General features: G+C 34.9%; 19 protein-coding genes. 13 read left to right on the forward strand and 6 right to left on the reverse strand.

Going from position 1 to position 19,992, the window contains the following annotated elements; genetic code table 11:
• Positions 1-90: 90 nt before the first annotated feature.
• Positions 91-2,685, forward strand: a complete 2,595-nt coding sequence (gene clpB / locus EKM01_RS09725) for an ATP-dependent chaperone ClpB (RefSeq protein WP_126562377.1) — start codon at positions 91-93, stop codon at positions 2,683-2,685.
• 155 nt (positions 2,686-2,840) lie between these two features.
• On the opposite strand, the gene EKM01_RS09730 is transcribed toward clpB, so the two are convergent.
• Positions 2,841-3,308 carry an OsmC family protein gene (locus EKM01_RS09730; protein ID WP_126768142.1) on the reverse strand — a complete coding sequence of 156 codons (468 nt, stop codon included), beginning with the start codon at positions 3,306-3,308 and terminating at the stop codon, positions 2,841-2,843.
• 199 nt (positions 3,309-3,507) lie between these two features.
• Between EKM01_RS09730 and EKM01_RS09735 the strand changes: the two genes are divergently transcribed.
• A complete protein-coding gene (locus EKM01_RS09735) occupies positions 3,508-4,377 on the forward strand; it encodes a DUF808 domain-containing protein (protein WP_126515025.1) in 870 nt (289 codons plus the stop codon).
• Positions 4,378-4,510: 133 nt separating this feature from the next.
• Here the strand turns inward: EKM01_RS09735 and EKM01_RS09740 are convergent, their stop codons facing one another.
• Positions 4,511-4,792 (reverse strand): hypothetical protein, encoded by a 282-nt coding sequence (locus EKM01_RS09740; RefSeq protein WP_126452385.1) that lies wholly within the window; start codon positions 4,790-4,792, stop codon positions 4,511-4,513.
• 326 nt (positions 4,793-5,118) lie between these two features.
• On the opposite strand from EKM01_RS09740, the gene EKM01_RS09745 reads away from it, so the two are divergent.
• Positions 5,119-6,006, forward strand: coding sequence for a carbon-nitrogen hydrolase (locus EKM01_RS09745; RefSeq protein ID WP_126462866.1), 888 nt, complete (start codon positions 5,119-5,121; stop codon positions 6,004-6,006).
• Between the two features lie 74 nt (positions 6,007-6,080).
• Here the strand turns inward: EKM01_RS09745 and EKM01_RS09750 are convergent, their stop codons facing one another.
• A complete protein-coding gene (locus EKM01_RS09750; protein ID WP_126768144.1) occupies positions 6,081-7,607 on the reverse strand; it encodes a choice-of-anchor I family protein in 1,527 nt (508 codons plus the stop codon).
• A 185-nt stretch (positions 7,608-7,792) separates the two neighbouring features.
• Between EKM01_RS09750 and EKM01_RS09755 the strand changes: the two genes are divergently transcribed.
• Complete coding sequence (locus EKM01_RS09755) at positions 7,793-8,833, forward strand: agmatine/peptidylarginine deiminase (protein ID WP_126768147.1); 1,041 nt, start codon at positions 7,793-7,795, stop codon at positions 8,831-8,833.
• Between the two features lie 210 nt (positions 8,834-9,043).
• Here the strand turns inward: EKM01_RS09755 and EKM01_RS09760 are convergent, their stop codons facing one another.
• On the reverse strand, positions 9,044-11,311 hold the full coding sequence (locus EKM01_RS09760) for a M1 family metallopeptidase (protein ID WP_126768150.1): 2,268 nt from the start codon (positions 11,309-11,311) through the stop codon (positions 9,044-9,046).
• Between the two features lie 173 nt (positions 11,312-11,484).
• On the opposite strand from EKM01_RS09760, the gene EKM01_RS09765 reads away from it, so the two are divergent.
• From EKM01_RS09765 to EKM01_RS09775, 3 genes are all read left to right on the forward strand, one after another.
• Positions 11,485-12,336 (forward strand): aldose 1-epimerase family protein, encoded by an 852-nt coding sequence (locus EKM01_RS09765; protein WP_126553656.1) that lies wholly within the window; start codon positions 11,485-11,487, stop codon positions 12,334-12,336.
• Between the two features lie 10 nt (positions 12,337-12,346).
• Entirely contained in the window at positions 12,347-12,898 is a 552-nt protein-coding gene (locus EKM01_RS09770; RefSeq protein WP_126768153.1) for a GNAT family N-acetyltransferase, read from the forward strand.
• Between the two features lie 139 nt (positions 12,899-13,037).
• Positions 13,038-13,589, forward strand: a complete 552-nt coding sequence (locus tag EKM01_RS09775) for a DUF3575 domain-containing protein (protein WP_126462884.1) — start codon at positions 13,038-13,040, stop codon at positions 13,587-13,589.
• Between the two features lie 2 nt (positions 13,590-13,591).
• Here EKM01_RS09775 and EKM01_RS09780 read toward each other — a convergent pair whose 3' ends face one another.
• Complete coding sequence (locus tag EKM01_RS09780) at positions 13,592-13,822, reverse strand: VF530 family DNA-binding protein (RefSeq protein WP_126553652.1); 231 nt, start codon at positions 13,820-13,822, stop codon at positions 13,592-13,594.
• 50 nt (positions 13,823-13,872) lie between these two features.
• Here EKM01_RS09780 and EKM01_RS09785 point away from each other — a divergent pair, with 50 nt between their 5' ends.
• The 3 genes from EKM01_RS09785 to EKM01_RS09795 all read left to right on the forward strand — a co-directional run bounded on the left by EKM01_RS09785 (position 13,873) and on the right by EKM01_RS09795 (position 15,981).
• The gene (locus EKM01_RS09785) at positions 13,873-14,355 is read left to right on the forward strand and encodes a histidine phosphatase family protein (protein ID WP_126462890.1); all 483 of its coding nucleotides are present in this window, start codon (positions 13,873-13,875) and stop codon (positions 14,353-14,355) included.
• 40 nt (positions 14,356-14,395) lie between these two features.
• Positions 14,396-14,848, forward strand: coding sequence for an SsrA-binding protein SmpB (gene smpB / locus EKM01_RS09790; protein ID WP_091204586.1), 453 nt, complete (start codon positions 14,396-14,398; stop codon positions 14,846-14,848).
• An 83-nt stretch (positions 14,849-14,931) separates the two neighbouring features.
• Positions 14,932-15,981: a Fic family protein gene (locus EKM01_RS09795; protein ID WP_126462893.1), complete on the forward strand. Its 1,050-nt coding sequence runs from the start codon at positions 14,932-14,934 to the stop codon at positions 15,979-15,981.
• Between the two features lie 27 nt (positions 15,982-16,008).
• Here EKM01_RS09795 and EKM01_RS09800 read toward each other — a convergent pair whose 3' ends face one another.
• Positions 16,009-16,650, reverse strand: coding sequence for a protein-L-isoaspartate(D-aspartate) O-methyltransferase (locus EKM01_RS09800; RefSeq protein WP_126462896.1), 642 nt, complete (start codon positions 16,648-16,650; stop codon positions 16,009-16,011).
• A 144-nt stretch (positions 16,651-16,794) separates the two neighbouring features.
• Here EKM01_RS09800 and EKM01_RS09805 point away from each other — a divergent pair, with 144 nt between their 5' ends.
• The 3 genes from EKM01_RS09805 (at position 16,795) to EKM01_RS09815 (ending at position 19,988) form a co-directional block, all read left to right on the forward strand.
• Entirely contained in the window at positions 16,795-17,760 is a 966-nt protein-coding gene (locus tag EKM01_RS09805) for a Gfo/Idh/MocA family protein (protein WP_126462899.1), read from the forward strand.
• Positions 17,761-17,800: 40 nt separating this feature from the next.
• Entirely contained in the window at positions 17,801-18,688 is an 888-nt protein-coding gene (locus EKM01_RS09810) for a 3-hydroxyacyl-CoA dehydrogenase family protein (protein ID WP_126553648.1), read from the forward strand.
• Between the two features lie 79 nt (positions 18,689-18,767).
• Positions 18,768-19,988 carry a DUF1015 domain-containing protein gene (locus tag EKM01_RS09815; RefSeq protein WP_126768156.1) on the forward strand — a complete coding sequence of 407 codons (1,221 nt, stop codon included), beginning with the start codon at positions 18,768-18,770 and terminating at the stop codon, positions 19,986-19,988.
• The last annotated feature ends 4 nt before the right edge of the window (positions 19,989-19,992 follow it).

Here is a 19,992-nt window from a genome sequence, read left to right on the forward strand (position 1 = left end):
TTTCCGTCAATTTGTCTGTATTATTGTATTGGAATATATATTGAATATAATTCGTAAAGTTAAGTAAAAGATACAAAACAATGTACCATCATGAACATAAATAAATTTACAATCAAATCCCAGGAAGCCATTCAGCTTTCCCAACAATTGGCACAAAGCTATGGGCAACAACAAATAGAAAATGAACATATTTTTAAAGCTATTTTTGAAGTCGACGAAAATGTGGCACCTTTTATTTTAAAAAAACTGAATGTAAATGTGCCCTTGTTTCTTCAAATATTAAACAGTACAATCCAGAGTTTTCCAAAAGTTTCTGGTGGCGAAATTATGCTTTCCAGAACTGCAAACACCACGCTGAACGAAGCCGAAATTATTGCAAAAAAAATGAATGATGAATTCGTTTCTGTGGAGCATTTAATTTTAGCAATTTTTGATTCTAAAAGTAAAGTATCCCAAATATTAAAAGATCAAGGCGTTACCGGAAAAGGGCTAAAAGCTGCTATCGATGAATTGCGAAAAGGAGAACGGGTAACTTCGGCATCTGCTGAAGAAACCTATAATTCCTTAAATAAATATGCCAAAAATCTTAACGAATTAGCTCGAGCAGGGAAACTCGATCCAGTAATTGGTCGTGACGAGGAAATACGCAGGGTATTACAAATTCTAACCCGAAGAACTAAAAACAACCCAATGCTCGTGGGAGAACCAGGAGTGGGAAAAACCGCCATTGCTGAAGGATTGGCACACCGAATTGTAGATGGAGATGTTCCAGATAATTTGAAAGATAAAATCGTTTATTCGCTTGATATGGGAGCTTTGATTGCTGGCGCCAAATACAAAGGAGAATTTGAAGAACGATTAAAATCCGTGGTGAAAGAAGTGACTTCTGCCGAAGGCGATATAGTTTTATTCATTGACGAAATCCATACCCTTGTGGGAGCCGGTGGTGGCGAAGGCGCTATGGATGCGGCTAATATTCTGAAACCGGCTTTGGCTCGTGGAGAACTTCGTGCCATTGGAGCCACAACATTGGACGAATATCAAAAATATTTTGAAAAAGACAAAGCACTCGAAAGACGTTTCCAAAAAATTGTGGTCGAAGAACCGGATACCGAAAGTGCTATTTCTATTTTGCGCGGAATTAAAGAAAAATACGAAACGCATCATAAAGTCCAAATCAAAGACGATGCTATTATTGCCGCTGTCGAACTATCGCAACGGTATATTACCAACCGTTTTCTTCCAGATAAAGCTATTGATTTAATGGATGAAGCCGCTTCAAAACTACGTATGGAAATCAATTCGAAACCCGAAGAACTGGATGTTTTGGATCGAAAAATCATGCAATTGGAAATTGAAATTGAAGCCATTAAACGAGAAAAAGACGAAAGCAAACTTAAAATTTTGGGAATGGATTTGGCCAATCTCAAAGAAGATCGCAACGAAATCTACGCCAAATGGAAATCAGAGAAAGACGTTGTCGATAATATTCAAGCCGTAAAAACGGAGATTGAAGACTTTAAATACGAAGCAGAACGTGCAGAACGTGAAGGCGATTATGGAAAAGTAGCTGAAATTCGGTATGGTAAAATCAAGGAAGCGCAAGAACGTTTAGCCATTTTACTCAAGGAATTACAAGAAAACCAATCCGGAACTTCGTTGATAAAAGAAGAAGTCACTCGTGAGGACATTGCCGAAGTAGTGGCTAAATGGACCGGAATTCCAGTAATGAAAATGCTTCAAGGCGAACGAGAAAAACTACTGAAACTGGAAGATGAATTGCATCACAGAGTCGTAGGACAGGAAGAAGCCATTGAAGCCGTAAGTGATGCCGTGCGCAGAAGCCGTGCCGGATTGCAGGACATGAAAAAACCGGTGGGAACCTTTCTTTTCCTTGGAACTACGGGAGTTGGTAAAACCGAATTGGCGAAAGCCTTGGCCGAATACCTGTTCGACGATGAAAATGCGATGACCCGTATTGACATGAGTGAATATCAAGAACGCCACAGCGTAAGTCGTTTGGTGGGTGCGCCTCCGGGATATGTAGGTTATGATGAAGGCGGACAATTGACCGAAGCCGTACGTAGAAAACCGTATTCTGTAATCTTATTGGATGAGATTGAAAAAGCCCATCCGGACACGTTTAATATCTTGCTACAAGTCTTGGATGAAGGACGTTTGACAGATAACAAAGGGCGTTTAGCCGATTTTAAAAACACGATTATCATCATGACTTCAAACATGGGAAGCCAGATTATTCAGGAGAAATTCGAAAATCTAAAAGGAAGTGTGGAAGCGGCAACCGAATTGGCCAAGATAGAAGTTCTAGGGTTGCTAAAACAAACGGTGCGTCCTGAATTTATCAATCGTATTGATGAAATCGTAATGTTCACGCCATTGACTACTAAAAATATAGCTCAAATTGTAGGTTTACAACTAAAAAGCGTAAGCAAAATGTTGGCACAACAAGGCATCACGATGGACGCGACTCCGGAAGCTATTGCCTACTTATCAGAGAAAGGATACGATCCACAATTTGGAGCCAGACCCGTGAAAAGAGTGATTCAAAGAGACGTGCTCAATGAATTATCCAAAGAAATTCTATCCGGAAAAATAACAACCGACAGCATTGTGTTGATAGATGCTTTTGATGGAAAACTGGTTTTTAGAAATCAAAGTGAGTGAGTTTCTTAAGTTTCTAGAAACATTTAAACTTATGAAAACACTGGTCGAAAGGCTAGTGTTTTTTTATACTTTACAGTTTTTTTTGAAGTAAACCAGCTGATTTAATTGCTATTTTATAATTATTCTCCAAAAAAAGTAAAAACGACATTCCAACTTTAATTTATACCTGCAACTTCACAAGTTGGAAAGTGTACAATTGGAAAATTACACGAATTGGCTATAAAACAGAGTTTGTTTGCTTTTTTATGCAAGCTAAGTGCCTCTTCTACTTTTTCTTTGTTAGTAATACGAACTTTTGGATTCAGTTTAATCACAATAAAGCGCCCGCTACCGTCGTCCGAAACCTCCAGAGTTGCCTCTGCCTCGTCCGTATAGGTTATCACGTCGATACCATTTTGTTTACAAACATACAAGTAAGACATCATGTGACAGGATACCACGCTACTCAATAACAGGTCTTCAGGATTGTACAAAGCAGGATCTCCTTTGAAAGCTTTAGCAGCCGAAACATTTAAAACAGCCTTACCATCAATAGTTATGGTATGACTTTTAGTATACGTCGCCGCTTCCTTCTTGAAAAAAAGCCAATCTAATTTAGCTTTAAATACATGTTTAAATTGCATACTTATTTTTATTTCAAATGTAATTAAAAACAGTATCGCTACTACAGAAAGATTTTGGGTGAATATTAACTAAAAATTTACCTGTTTTATAAATAGAGTAAATCAAAAAGTAGTAGCTTCGCATCACTAAACAATCAATATGCGTAGATTAGATTTGGGTACAACAATACCAAAATCCGCGCTGTAAAAAACAATCAAAATGGCATCAGGTTTTTTCGCACTATTAGATGATATCGCAGCAATCATGGATGATGTTGCAGTAATGAGTAAAATTGCAGCCAAAAAAACGGCTGGTATTTTAGGTGATGATTTAGCCGTAAATGCCGAGAAAGCTTCCGGATTTATTTCGTCAAGAGAACTCCCCGTATTATGGGCAATTACAAAAGGTTCTTTCCTAAATAAAGTAATCATTTTACCCATCGCCTTTCTACTGAGTGCATTTTTACCGGTAGCTGTTATCATAATTTTAGTACTTGGCGGACTTTATTTAGCTTACGAAGGCGCCGAAAAAATATACGAATACTTCTTCCCGCACGAACATGCAAAACACGAAATTTTAATGGAACTGTTGACCGAGGAACAAATTTTAGCTTTCGAAAAAGAAAAAATCAAATCAGCTATAGTAACCGATTTTATTTTATCCGTAGAAATCGTAATTATTGCATTGGGAACTGTAATTGGCAAACCCATTTCATCACAAATAATGGTAGTTTCCATCATTGCAATCATAGCAACCGTTGGTGTTTACGGCATTGTGGCCCTAATTGTCCGAATGGATGAAGCAGGTTTAAAACTGATGCAACTGAGTTCCAAAGAGAAAAGTTTTTCAAAAACGTTAGGAAATATTCTGGTACAAGCCTTGCCAAAAGTCATCAAAAGTTTATCCGTAATAGGTACAATCGCTTTATTATTAGTGGCTGGCGGCATATTTGTACATGAAATTCCGTTCCTGCACGACATACTACCACAAATACCGTCCATAATAACTGAATTTATAATCGGCCTTGTATTTGGTGCTATTGTCTTGGGAATTGTAACCCTGTTTAAAAAGATAATTGGCAAAAAGTAAAGACACTTTAGTCTCACTCATGAATATCAACAAAAACTGACTACTATAAATTTGTAACGGCAAGAGCAGAACACTTGCTTGCACAGAAAGTGATCTAAAGAACTGCACCAAAGAATTAAAGAATACCAATATACTAAAACAACTTATATATTCTGTGAATTGGAATCATCACACCTTGCTTTAAGATCACATTTTTGTCTGTAACACCCCAAACCGTTGTGTCAACTATTTTTTTTGATTCGTTATCCTCAAAGTAAATTTTAATTTTTGAATGTTCTAAATTACCCAATGCTAAAGCCCTGTTGATCTCACTTATTCTAGTTTTTATTTCGTCAACATCGTTAAGGACGTCTGTTTGTGGAAATTTAAGAAGAGTTATGTCTTCTTTATCGATGATTTTGAATTCTTCTTTCATAATTGTAAAAATTTAATAAATACTAAATTACAGTATTTTGGTAAAGTAAAAACTTGACCCCTTTTATTTGCTGTAATACTACCTACAAAAATAAAACCTCCTTGTTTTGTTAGTGCCAATTTTATATTAATTTTTCTATGGCTCAAAATCCGGATGTTTAAAGTAAATGTTCTCTATATCCATGTACAAATTCTTTAAAAGTAAGTGTAAATCTAAAAAAACCAATAAATATGAACAACGACTAATTAAAATCCTAAAAAAAACACATTATCTCTATTTTCTACTCTTTATAAAATTCACTATTTTTGCAGTCTAAAATTTTAGTCATGCCAAACAAGAAATACAAAATAGCAGTCATCCAATTAAACCTTAATGATATTGCCGAAAACAACCTGAAAAAATGTTTAAGTTGGGTTCGTGATGCAGCAAATCAAGGTGCCGAAGTTATTTCGTTGCCAGAATTATATAGCAGTCATTATTTTTGTCAAAGTGAAGATGTAGATAACTTTGCTTTAGCAGAACCTTTGTATAGTACTTCTTTTATCGCTTTTAGTGCTTTGGCAAAAGAATTAGGAGTAGTAATTATTGTTCCTTTCTTCGAAAAAAGAATGGCAGGAATATACCACAATAGCGCCTACATTATTGATACTGATGGTTCCGAAGCAGGATTATACCGCAAAATGCACATTCCGGACGATCCTCATTTTTATGAAAAATTCTATTTCACCCCCGGTGATTTGGGCTTTAAAACGATTCCAACTAAAAAAGGTAAGGTTGGAACGCTGATTTGTTGGGATCAATGGTATCCGGAAGCAGCTCGTTTGACGGCTCTACAAGGTGCTGAAGTATTGTTTTACCCAACCGCAATTGGATGGCATCCACAAGAAAAAGAACAATACGGTGAAAACCAACATGGCGCCTGGATGAGTGTAATGAAAGGACATGCGGTTGCGAATGGCGTTTATGTTGCTGCTGCAAATAGAATTGGCTTAGAACAGTACTTGCCTGATACGGCGGGAATTCAGTTTTGGGGATCTTCATTTATTGCGGGACCACAAGGCGAAATTTTGGCGCAAGCCTCACACGACAAAGAAGAAATCCTGATTGCTGAAGTAGATTTAGACTTACAGGAAAATGTGCGTCAGAACTGGCCATTTTTCAGAGACAGAAGAATTGATGCTTTTGGTGATATTACAAAAAGAGCCATCGACTAAATCGTCATTATATAATTAAAAAACCCCTGCTAAGAAATTATTCTAAGCAGGGATTTTATTTAAAACTTCTACTTTTAATTTAAATCTGGTTGAAATATTTTAACGGTACCGTCACCTTCACTGCTCACCACTACTAAACTTCTTTTGGTTGGACTTTTCGAAGCTGGAATAAAAAGTAATCCCTCAGGAGCATCACCTGTTTTAAAAGTTTGTAAAAATTTTGGCGCAGCAGGATTCGAAACATCGTAGACCATAACCGCATCAGCTCTTTCTAAACCTACAAAAAGAATCGTTTTATCACCCATTTTTGTCACCACAACTGATTCTGGTTCTACTGATTTATCATCACTTCTTGCGTCATCATAAATCCCCAATTCTTGTGCTTTCTTGTCTAATTCATTCTTACTATCAAAAACTAATTCGCCAGTATTTCCATTCCAAATAGAGAACGAACGGGCTCCAAAAGAAACTAATTCATCAAAATCACCATCGCCATCCGTATCACCCATTTTGGTATTGATATTCAATCTTCCCATACTTGCCTCAGCTTTTAAAGCCGCCGCATTAGGAAACGCTAATGGATCCAGAACAACCGAAGAGCTGCTAATTCTTTTTACATCAACAAAACCAGTATATTCTCTAGCATCTCCTTCATTTGCAGTAACAAAATAAGGAATATTATTTATTTCAAAATTACTAATTGCATCGGGTTGAAACATTCCTTTAACTTTCCATGTATTAGCCAAAACACCTCCATCTTTATCACTAATATCAATAGCATTTTCGGCAAGATTGTAGTCTTTAAAACCTAAAGGAAAAATAGTAGTGATCGTTTTGGTTGCCAAATCAATTTTAGCTACTCCGTTATTTTCCTGTAAAGTCACCCAAGCCGTTTTTGAATCAGCAGAAATCGTGATGTATTCCGGTTCAATATCTGAGGCAAAATTATTAGTTGGGCTTGCAATTCTGAATCCTTTGGTTTTCAATGTACTCAATTGATTGCTAAAACTTCCGAAATTTAAAGTCGTCACTGCATAATTATTATTGACTGCGATAATCGAAACAGAACCGTCGGGATCTATAGAATAGGTATCATTTGGCTCACCTTCATTGGCAGTCATGATATAATTTCCGTCAGGAGAGAAAGTAATCATATCCGGTAAAGCACCAACCGTAATTTCTTTGATGACACTGTACTTAGCCGTATCAAAAACGACCACCTTTCCTGCATCTTGCTTATTTGGTTTTGCTTCTAATGCAACTGCTAATTTGCCATTAAAAGTTGCAACGCTATTTGAAGTTCCATTAAACGGCGTTAAATCGATACTTGCTACAAAAACCGGACTTGATGGATTAGATAAGTCGATAACATCAATTCTATTCGTATTACTGTTGTTTACGGTAAATAACTTTTTAGAAACCTCATCATACGCACTTATTTCAGCAGCTCCGACTCCACCAATCACAATTGAACCAATTTCTTTGAAAGTGGCAGCGTTTTCATTGATAACCAACTCAGGAGATCCCTCTTTATCAGAGTCCTTTTCGCAACTTGACAATACCATAATTGCCGCTAATAGTGTAATACCATATTTTTTCATAAGTGTATTTTTAATTTTTATCAAAAATAACTAGCAGAAGCTCAACAAGAATTAACTAAATATTATATAATCATTACCAAAACTATTCTTATAAATTTATGAAATATCGGAAATGAATGGTTGCAAACTATTTTAAAATCCTACTGAATGTTTATATTTGCAGACTTTAAAATTAGATATGCTGTATGACTACAAATAATAGAAGATTTCCAGCTGAATGGGAAAAGCAACAAGGCATTTTACTTTGTTTTCCGCATAACGGTAAAGACTGGCCGGGGAAATACGAGACTGTTCAATGGGCTTTTGTAGAATTCATTAAAAAAGCAGCTTCTTTTGAGCAAGTCTTTTTAGTAGTTGCTGATGAAAACCAAAAAGAAAAAGTCAATACGATGCTGGAAACAGCTCATGTTGTGCTAACAAATGTTTCCTACATCATTCATAAAACCAACAGAAGTTGGATGCGTGATTCAGGTCCGATAATTGTCAAAAACGGAGCCGAAAGAGAAGCTTTGAACTTTAATTTTAATGGTTGGGCAAAATATAAAAACATTCAATTAGATAAATTTGTTCCTGCCAAAGTAGGAGAATTTCTGAATATTCCTATTACTCAAGTTTTATACAAAGGAAAACCGGTAATTGTAGAAGGTGGCGCGATTGATACTAACGGAAGAGGAACTTTATTGACTTCAGAAGAATGCTTGATGCATCCGGATATTCAGGTTCGGAATCCCAATTTCACTAAAGCCGATTACGAAGCCGTCTTCAAGGAATATCTTGGGATAACCAATGTAATTTGGTTAGGCAATGGAATTGAAGGTGACGATACGCACGGACATATTGATGATTTATGCCGATTTATAAATGAAGATACGATTGTGACCATTGTGGAAACCGATCCTAAAGACAACAATTACAAACCATTGCAAGACAATTTAAAACGCTTGCAAAATGCCAAACTGGAAAATGGTAAATCTCCAGTAATTGTAGTTTTACCAATGCCAAAACGTTTGGAATTTGACGGCTTGCGATTACCAGCAAGTTATGCCAATTTTCTAATTTTGAACAATTGTGTTTTGGTACCTACTTTTAACGACAGTAACGACCGAAAAGCATTGAACATCCTTGCAGAATGTTTTCCTGATCGAGAAATTATTGGGATCAGTGCTACTGATTTTATTTGGGGTTTTGGAACATTGCATTGCCTAAGCCAGCAAATTCCTGAGTAAATTTAGAACAAAAAAATATAACACATAAAAAAGACTTGTGGATTTAATTCCTACAAGTCTTTTCTTTTTTTAATATTTTATGACTATTTATGTAATAACCATGGTATAATGTCGTATTTTAAAATCAGGATAAAATTATGTAACAATCTGATTTAAAGCTATTTTACTTAAAGTTAATTCTTTTGACTTTACGACTTTTAAACTTTCGACTTACTTATCTCTTGTAAACGGTATTTTTTGCCCATCAGGAATCAACATATCAAATCCCATTAGACTGTCATTAAATTCAAATTTAAGTCCCGCAAGTTTCGATGCAAACGTATTTTTTCCAGTTGGCTCCACGGAAAAGCTTGGATAATTGGTAATCAAAACATTTAACAACCCATTTTTCTCTGAAAAAACAATTTTTATAGGCGCCATTGATGTAGAAAAAGTTCCTAAATACCCATCCAGAATCACATCTTTTTCAATCAATCCTTTGTCTGCTGTCCAGGTGTTATTTGCTGTGTTGCTGTCCGGTAAAACATGATCCGGATCTAGTGTGATACTTTCGATTTCTTCCGTCGAATTGTGTTTAAAAGACCACGCTTTATTTTTTTGCCAAACTTCTACCGGCAATTGAACGCGCGTTATTTTTCCGCTTTTCGTTTTTACGTCTAAACTTACCGGCATAGCCATTTTTTCGAAGTTTTCAATCGAAATCACAACTCCTTGTTTTGGGTCGTTTTTTACGTATTTGATTGAATTAATCCCTTGGTCTAAACGCCAATTGTATTGAAACCAACCACGCCAGAACCAACTCAAATCTTCTCCAGCAACATTTTCTATTGTTCGAAAGAAATCGTCCGGTTGCGGATGTTTGTATGCCCAACGCTCAATATAAGTTTTCAAAGCCCGATCAAATCGTTCCGGCCCAAGAACTTGCTCTCTTAAAATCACTAATCCTGAACTTGGTTTCGAATACGCCAAAAGACCTATATTAGACTCTTTCATGTTATCCGGAGAACTCATTATGGTTTCCAGATTTGGACTCGTGTACACTTCCGCCCTTTGATGCATATCCGCACGCGGCTCTTTATATTCCCCATTATTAAAATCTACTGAACTCAATGAATTAATAAAAGTATTGAAACCCTCATCCATCCAGGCAAACAGTCTTTCATTGGATCCTACAATCATAGGAAACCAAATATGACCAAATTCATGATCTGTAACACCCCATAAATCTGCTCCTTTTGACTCCCAGCTACAAAAAACAATTCCTGGATATTCCATTCCGCCTTCATTTCCGGCAACATTTGTAGCCGTTGGATACGGATATTCTAACCATCTTTTTGAATAATTTTCTATAGTAGCCTTTGTATATTCTGTGGAACGTCCCCATGCGGCATCTCCGGCACTTTCTATCGGATAAACGGAAATTGCCAATGATTTTTTGCCGCTAGGTAAATTGATTTTTGCTGCGTCTAAAATAAATGCTGCTGAAGAGGACCAAGAGAAATCACGGGCATTTGTGATTTTGTAATTCCACGTTTTAGTAGTTGCAGTAATCATTTTTGATGAATTTTCAACTTCGGCAGCAGTACGGATAAAAACTGTTTTATCACTTTGTTTTGCTTGCGCTAAACGCTTTTGCTCTTCGGCAGAATAGACTGTGGTAGGATTCAGTAATTCGCCGGAAGCCACCACAATATGATTGGATGGTGCTGTAATACTGACATCAAAATCACCATATTCTAAATAAAATTCCGACGCTCCAAGATACGGATTCGTATTCCAGCCTCGTACATCATCATACACACACATACGCGGATACCACTGTGCTATGGTAAAAATTTTTCCATTTTTAGTTTCTAAAACTCCCATTCTGTCTGACCCTTCAAAAGGAGCTATAAACGAAAAGTCGATTTTTATTTTAACTGAACCGCCTTTGGCATTTAATACTTGCGGGAGAAATACCTGCATTCTAGTATCCGTAATAATGTACTTAACTTCTACTTCAGTAGATTTTCCTTTTACAGTAGTAATTACTTTGACTGATTTTATTTTATGTCCGCCATCAAAAATTTGGCCTTGAGCCCCATTTCTACTTCCTGTAATTGGAACAACTGCATTTCCTCGGGAATCCGCTTTGAATAAATTCTGGTCTACATTCATCCAAACAAAAGCCATTTTATCCGAACTGTTGTTCGTATAGGTGATGATTCCTGTACCCGAAATTTCGTTGTTTTTTTCATCCAGTTTTGCCGTTAATTTATAATCAGCGCTATTTTGCCAATATTCAGCTCCAGGCTGACCACTCGCAGATCGTGTACTTGTTCCGTTTTTGGAATAAAAAAACGGAGCAAAAGCATCGTGATAATCGTAGTTAGAAACTGCATTACCGGATGCATTTGCTGGGGTTTGCTGTGCCCAAATAGATGTAAATCCCAATAATAAAGCCAAATGCAGCATGACTCCGAGGCGAATTTTTTTCATTTTCTAATTGTTTATATCACAAATTAATGAAAAAAAAGAGGATTTTGAACTATTGAGATCGAATTGATTCCATTATAAATCAATAAAATCATGTTTAAAGCGTATCAGAATTAAAAATTATAAAATATATTTACGCCAGAAAACCATTTTTAAAGTAACCCGAAAAAATAATTTTGACAACTCTAATTAAAAACTCGAATCTCACTGCAGAAATTAAACATTTTGGAGCTGAATTAATTTCTTTAAAAACAAACCACGATAGAGAATACATCTGGGAAGGAAATCCGGTATTTTGGGGCAAGCACGCTCCTGTTTTATTCCCAATTGTTGGGACTTTAAAAAATAATTCCTTTCACTATAATGCAATGGAATATCATTTATCGCGACACGGCTTTGCCAGAGATATGGAGTTTGAATTGATCAATGCAACAGAAAACAGTGCTGTTTTCTCCCTACACTCTTCTGAAGAAACTTTAAAAGCATATCCGTTTGACTTTGAATTGCAAATCATTTACACATTACACGGGCATAATTTATCGATTGCATATAAAGTAATCAACAACGGAAAAACTGCAATGCCGTTTGCTATTGGCGCACATCCTGCTTTTGCTTTGCCAAATCAATTCGAGAGTTATGCTATTGCTTTTGAAAAAGAAGAACCATTGAAATATTATCTTTTGGAGGATGATTTAATTTCAAATAAAACGAAGAAATTAGACGTTCTTAATAAATATATTCCGCTGACGTATGAGTTGTTTGAAAACGATGCTTTGATTTTCAAAACATTAAAATCCAACTCGTTGACTATTTTAGAAAATAAAAATCCAATTCTAAAAATACATTTTGATGATTTTCCAAGCTTAGGGATTTGGACCAAAATAAATGCGGCATTTATTTGTATTGAACCTTGGTTTGGTTATTCGGATACCAATGAAAGTTCCGAAAATCTATTTGAAAAAGAAGGCATTCAAATTCTAGAAACCAAGGAAACGTTCCAATCAAAATACAGTATCGAAATCCTTTAATTACTAAGATATGTTAGCTATAAATTTTAGTCCATTTCCTGATTTAGAAACCGAACGCTTGCTTTTGAGAAGAGTAAACACTAATGACATTAAAGAAATTTTCGAATTGCGATCCAATCCAGAAACTATGAAATATATTCCAAGACCTTTAGTAAAAACGAACGAAGATGCCTTGGAACACATTGCAATGATCGATACAAAAATTGAAGCTAATGAAGGTATCAATTGGGCTATTACGTTGAAAGACAACCCAAAACTTATTGGAGTTATTGGTCATTACAGAATAAAACCCGAACATTATCGTGCCGAAATTGGCTATATGTTATTACCTGAATATCATGGAAAAGGAATTATATCTGAAGCAGTGAAAGAAGCTGTTAATTATGGTTTTCAAATCATGAAATTGCATTCCATTGAAGCGATGATTGATCCTGATAACGATGCATCTGCAAAAGTTTTAGAAAAAAATGGGTTTGTCAGAGAAGGACATTTAAAAGAAAATGAATTTTTTGATGGTCGTTTTTTTGATACTCTAATTTATTCTCTTTTGAACAAATACTAATTTTATGTCCTTTTTATTTAAAATTTAGTTGCGTGACTAATATAAATTAAAAACATAAAAACCTTACAGATAAATATTTTACATTTGTCTTTGATTTTCTCCAATAAGCTATTGGTCTAAATAATAGAAAACACTTTTTATGAAAAAATTATTTATTGTTTCTTTTTTTCTCTTCTGTATTGTATCCCAAAGTCAAACGTATATAAAAGCAAATGCTATGACTACTTTATTGACCATTCCTAATGTAGGTATTGAAACCAGCATTGGAAAAAAATCTACTTTTCAATTTGATATTACAGCCTCTTTATGGAAATCAATAAATGGTAAACCTAGAGAGTTTTATACTTTCACACCTGAATATCGTTATCATTTCAAAGAAAAATACAATGGTTTTTATGCAGGAGCACATATTGGGGCAAGTATATTTAATTTCCAAAAATGGAATTATATAAATACTACTTTGTATGAAAAAGGCGTTGGATATTTTATAGGTGCAACAATTGGATATCAAATAAAAATAAATGATAAATTTATGTTAGATTGTTTCTTAGGCGGTGGTTCGCATCAAGGTTTTTATAAAGGATATGACTTAGCTACGGGAGAACGATATGAATCGGCGAAAGGGTACAATAAAAGTGGCGAATGGTTGCCCTACAGAGGCGGTTTTATGGTTTCCTATAAATTAAACTAGATTTATTTGGGCAATTTAGCTTCTGATTTTATATACAAATCTTCCACTTGTTTTCGTGCCCAATCTGTTTTTCGTAAAAAAGTCAAACTGGATTTTACACTTGGTTTATCTGTAAAGCATTTTACTTTAATGAGTTCCCCCAAAGTATCAAATCCGTAATGATCCACTAGTTGCTCTACTATTTTTTGGAGTGTAATTCCGTGAAGCGGATCTTTCGATTTTAAGTGTTCCATTTTGCAAAGATATTAAAATCCCAAATACTTTTTTTTTAAAATTGATTCAAATGAAAAAATTTCTCGCACTGTTTACACTGTTATTTTTAAATATCAGTTTTGGACAAAGCACCACCACCTATTACTTTATTCGTCATGCCGAGAAAGTAGATAATTCTCAAAATCCAGATTTATCTGAAAAAGGGTTGAAAAGAGCTGAAAAATGGAATACAATATTCTCAGAAATTAGTTTTGATGAAATCTATTCAACGGATTACAAAAGAACTTTACAAACTGCAAGTCCAACCGCGACAACAAAGAAGATGAAGGTTAAGCTGTATGATCCTAAAAATATACCTATTGAAGTTTTCAAAAAAGAAACGATAGGAAAAAAAATTTTAATTGTGGGACATAGTAACACAATACCAAAATTTGTCAATCAAATGATAAATCAAAACTCATTTACTGACATTCAAGATAAAACTTTTGGTAATCTTTATATCGTAACTATGGTTGATGAAGCAATCACATTCCAATTGCTGAAATTGGACTAAATAATTGCTAAACCTTTAATTTTTGTTACCTTTGCACGCTATGTTAAAAACAATAAATATATTCAATAAGAGAGCCCGATTTGACTATGAAATAATCGAAACCTTCAATGCAGGAATTGTTTTGGCTGGAACGGAAATCAAATCCATTAGATTAGGAAAAGCAAACATCACAGAAAGTTTTTGTGAATTTAGCAATAACGAACTTTTTGCGATAAACACCTATATTGAAGAATATACTTTTGGTAATCAGTTCAACCACAAGGCAAGAAGCGAGCGCAAATTACTTTTAAAAAAAAAGGAATTAAAAGGTTTGCTGAAAAGTGTTCAAGCAAAAGGATTGACAATAGTTCCTTTGAAATTGTTTACTAATGAAAAAGGATTGGCCAAACTCCAAATTGGTCTTTGCAAAGGAAAGAAAACCTATGACAAACGTGAATCTCTCAAAGAACAAGATACGAAACGGGATCTAGACCGAATCAAAAAATCATTTTAAATTAAGAAAGTAATGTATTAATTATTATTTTTATTTATAAAAAATGACTAAATTTGTCAAGACAATTTAAAGCTTTTTTTTAAATGAAAACACTACTCAAAAACGCAAGAGAACAAAAAGGACTCAAAACTAGAGAAGTCGCACAACTTTTAGCAATTGATCAAGCCTTAATTAGTAAGTTTGAAAGTGGAACTAGAAAACCTACAAGAGACCAAGTCGTAAAATTAGCATCTTTACTAGAAATAGATTTAGAAACAATCATGGTCGCTTGGCTTAAAGAAAAAATTCTTTATGAAATTGGTCAGGATGAATTTGCTCTAAAAGCATTATTGGTTGCAGAGCAAGAAATTAGATATCAAAGCAAACCAATAAAGAAAAAATTATCGGTAACTCTTCAGAAAATTTTAGATGAAATAGATACTTTGAAGATACAACTGGATGGGTTTCGCCAATTTGACAGCTATCGGATTGCACAAGCATTAGAGCTAGAATATACGTTTGAAAGTAATCGCATCGAGGGAAACACAATGACTTTACGCGAAACGGATTTAGTTATCAATGAAGGTTTGACGATTTCTGGAAAAAGTATGCGGGAACATCTGGAAGTCATTAATCATCAGGAAGCCATTGCTTATATCAAAGATTTAATGCAAAAAAATACTGCTATAAAGGAACGAGAAGTTCTTTCTATCCACAATCTTATTTTGAGAGGAATTCAACCCGAAGATGCAGGTAGCTATAGAAAAGTCCAGGTGATGATTCAAGGAAGCAGTTACGTGCCTCCACAACCTTTTTTAGTCGCCAAAGCAATGGAAGATTTTTTTATTTGGTATGAAACTAATAAATCAACCTTACATCCGATAATTTTAGCTGCCGAAATGCATGAACGCTTGGTTACTATTCATCCCTTTATTGATGGAAATGGCAGGACTTCGCGCTTAGTCATGAACTTGGTTTTATTACAGCATGGTTACATAATTGCCAATATAAAAGGGGATTATGAAAGTAGAATGCGCTATTATCAAACACTGGAAACTGCACAAACTAAAAACAACAAAGAAGATTTTTTGTTATTCATTGCTCAAATAGAAAAAGAAAGTTTAGAGCGGTATTTAACCATTATTGGTCAATAAAAACCCGCTGCTTGGCGGGGTTTTGTTTTAATTTTTATCTTCTAATAAAGGAACAAATCGAAACTCTCCAAACTCATGTTTCTCAAATTGAGTTTCATTTTTTCTGATTAATAAGGTCATAATCTGCACCTCTGTACCTAGTGGAATAACTAGCCTTCCTCCTATTTTGAGTTGCGCCATCAACGGTTGCGGAATAAACGGAGCGCCTGCAGTTACTATAATACTATCAAAAGGAGCGTAATTTGGTAATCCTTTGTATCCATCTCCAAAAGAGAGATATTTGGGCCTAATATTCAGTTTTGGAAATAAAATTGAGGTTTGCTTAAACAATTCTTTCTGTCTTTCTACACTAAATACTTTGGCACCTAAAAGGCATAGAACAGCTGTTTGATACCCTGAACCTGTTCCTATTTCTAAAATTTTGTGTTCTTTTTTGACTTCTAATAATTGGGATTGAAAAGCAACAGTGTACGGTTGCGATATCGTTTGGCCTGCAGCAATAGGAAATGCTTTGTCTTGATAGGCATAATCTTCAAAACTGGAATTTAAAAATAAATGTCTTGGAATCTTTTTTATCGCCTCCAAAACACTTTTGTCAGTAATTCCTTTTTGCTCTAAAACGCTTACTAATTGATTCCGAAGTCCTTGATGTTTGCCTGTGTCTTTCAAAGTTTATTGTTTTATTTTGGTAAAAATAGAAAACAATTTCTGAATTCAAATGTTGGATTTTAAATTTTAAATTAACTGAAGAATTGTCCGGTATCAATAATAGATTAATCATTTTATTGTTATTTTTGTAAAAATTACATCATTATGCTGAAAATTGGAGTATTAGGTGCTGGCCATCTAGGAAAAATACATTTGCGTTTATTACAACAATCTAAAAAATATGAATTAGTGGGATTTTATGATCCAAATCAAGAGAACGCCGAAAAGGTTTCTAAAGAATTTGGATACAAACATTTTAGCACAATTGCCACCCTTATTCATGCCGTTGATGTAATCGATATTGTTACCCCAACCCTTTCTCACTACAAATGTGCCAAAGTAGCCATCAAATCCGGTAAGCATGTTTTTATTGAAAAACCTATTTCAAATACGGTCGAAGAGGCCGAAGAAATTATCGCTTTATCAAAAGAATATAATGTTAAAGGTCAGGTGGGGCATGTGGAACGTTTCAATCCAGCATTCATCGCTACCAAAAACATGATCGAAAACCCTATGTTTATTGAATCGCATCGTCTGGCTGAATTCAATCCTCGCGGAACTGATGTTCCTGTAGTCTTAGATTTGATGATTCATGATATTGATGCCATTTTGAGTGTTGTACAATCAAAAGTAAAAAATATTAGTGCTAGCGGTGTTTCAGTTATCAGTGATACACCGGATATTGCCAATGCAAGAATAGAGTTTGAAAACGGTTGTGTTGCTAATTTAACAGCGAGCCGAATTTCGATGAAAAACATGCGTAAATCTCGTTTTTTCCAGAAAGACGCTTACATCTCCGTAGATTTCTTAGAAAAGAAATGTGAGGTTGTAAAAATGAAAGATGCTCCGGAAGTTCCAGGCGATTTTGATATGATTTTACAAAATGCGGAAGGTGTAAAAAAACAAATCTACTTTTCCAATCCAGATGTAGAACAAAACAATGCTATTCTGGATGAACTGGAATCATTTGCAGATGCCATAAATACTGATTCAACACCAATTGTGACATTGGAACAAGCCTCTGAAGCGCTTCGTGTTGCGTATCAAATTATTGATTGTTTTAAAAAATAATTTTTACATAAATATTAAACTATTTTAATCCAAAATAAGAATGAAAACAATAGCCGTAATTGGAGCAGGAACAATGGGGAATGGAATTGCTCACACCTTTGCACAAAGTGGTTTTACCGTAAAATTAATAGATGTTTCAGAACAATCATTGGATAAAGGAATGGCCACTATCGCCGCTAATTTAGACCGAATGATTGCAAAAGGAAGTATCACCCAAGAAGACAAGGCAAAGACGATTACTAACATAATCACCTATACGGATATCAAAGATGGCGTTGTAGGGGTTGATTTAGTGATTGAAGCGGCCACTGAAAATGTAGCATTAAAACTGAATATCTTCAAGCAATTGAACGAAGCTTGTTCTCATAATACAATTTTGGCAACTAATACTTCTTCTATTTCAATTACTCAAATTGGAGCCGTTGTGGCACATCCGGAACGCGTTATCGGGATGCACTTTATGAATCCGGTGCCAATAATGAAACTGGTGGAAATTATTCGTGGTTATAATACTTCTGATGAAGTGACAAAAATCATCATGAATCTTTCCGAGAAGTTAGGAAAAACGCCTGTTGAAGTCAACGATTATCCTGGTTTTGTTGCCAATAGAATCTTGATGCCCATGATTAACGAAGCGGTCGAAACTTTATACAACAAAGTGGCTGGTGTTTATGAAATTGACACGGTGATGAAACTTGGAATGGGACACCCGATGGGACCTTTGCAACTAGCAGATTTTATTGGTCTTGATGTATGTTTAGCCATTTTGAACGTGATGTACGACGGTTTTAAAAACCCAAAATATGCACCTTGTCCGTTATTGGTAAATATGGTTCGTGCCGGAAAAATGGGTGTGAAATCAGGGGAAGGTTTTTACGATTATTCTGGAAGCAAAAAAGCCGAGAAGATTTCTAAACAATTTATATAATTGTAATGTTTAAAAATTGAGGGCCTAAAGTTAATACCTTTAAATTCTCAGCTTTTCACTTTTCACTTTTTATATTATTATGGCTAAAATTGTCCCTTTCAAAGCTGTTCGTCCCACTCGTGATAAGGTTTGCCTTGTTACTTGCCGTTCGTATGAAGAATATGTAAATGCGGAATTAGCGGCGCAATTGGATTTCAATCCGTTGTCTTTTTTGCACATACTAAAACCTGCTTACACCAATCAGGAAACTGTTTCTTTTGAAAAAAGATACCGCCAAGTACATCAAAAATATGAGGATTTCAAAAATGAAATAATTTTAGTAAAAGACAAAAAACCCGCGATTTATATTCATAAAATTGTAACTAAAAAGCACTCTTTTACCGGAATTATCGTAGGTACTAGTGTAGCTGATTATTGCAACAATATCATCAAAAAACACGAAGATATTATCGCTTTCAGAGTCCGATTATTAAAAGACTACATGAAATATTCTGAGTTCAATACGGAACCGGTTTTGATGACCTATCCGGATAATAAAACGATTGAAAACTGGATTTTTAATTGTACCCAAAAATTAGCCGATTTTGAGTTTTCAACCACCAAAAAAGAAATTCACTACTTATGGAAAATTGAAGATGCGTTAGAAATCAATTGGCTTCAGAACATTTTTGAAAAAACAGATAGTCTTTATATTGCAGATGGCCATCACCGTACCGAAGCCTTAAAATTATTATCCGAGGAAAATGATGATCCAGACAACACAGCCAAAAATCATATTCTGAGCTATTTAATTTCTGAAAACAATGTCAAAATATATGAATTCAATCGCTTGGTAAAAGATTTAAACGGTTTCTCGAAAGAAAATTTGATAAAGGAATTAGAAAAGAATTTCATTGTTACAAACAAATTTCACCAGCCTTTTCAGCCTTCTCAAAAGCATCAATTCGGAATGTATCTGGACAATGAATTTTATAGCTTAATTTTACGAAAAGAAAATAAAGTTTTCTTAACGGCTTTGGATAGTTTAGACACACAAATTTTATACAAAAAAGTGTTATTGCCTATTCTTGCCATCGAAGATTTACGCAATGATGAGCGAATAGAATATCTTTCAGGAAAACAATCCGTATTGGAAGTAAAAAACAAAATTGATCAAGGAGAATTTGCAATCGGTTTCATATTATTTCCATCCAATATTGGAGAAATAAAAGCCTTGGCCGATGCCAATTTAATAATGCCTCCAAAAAGTACGTATATTGAACCAAAGTTTAGAAGCGGATTAGTCGTGTATGAACTTTAACACA

Origin of the sequence: Flavobacterium sp. RSP46 (genome assembly GCF_003984825.1) — a bacterium.
Classification (GTDB): Bacteria; Bacteroidota; Bacteroidia; order Flavobacteriales; family Flavobacteriaceae; genus Flavobacterium.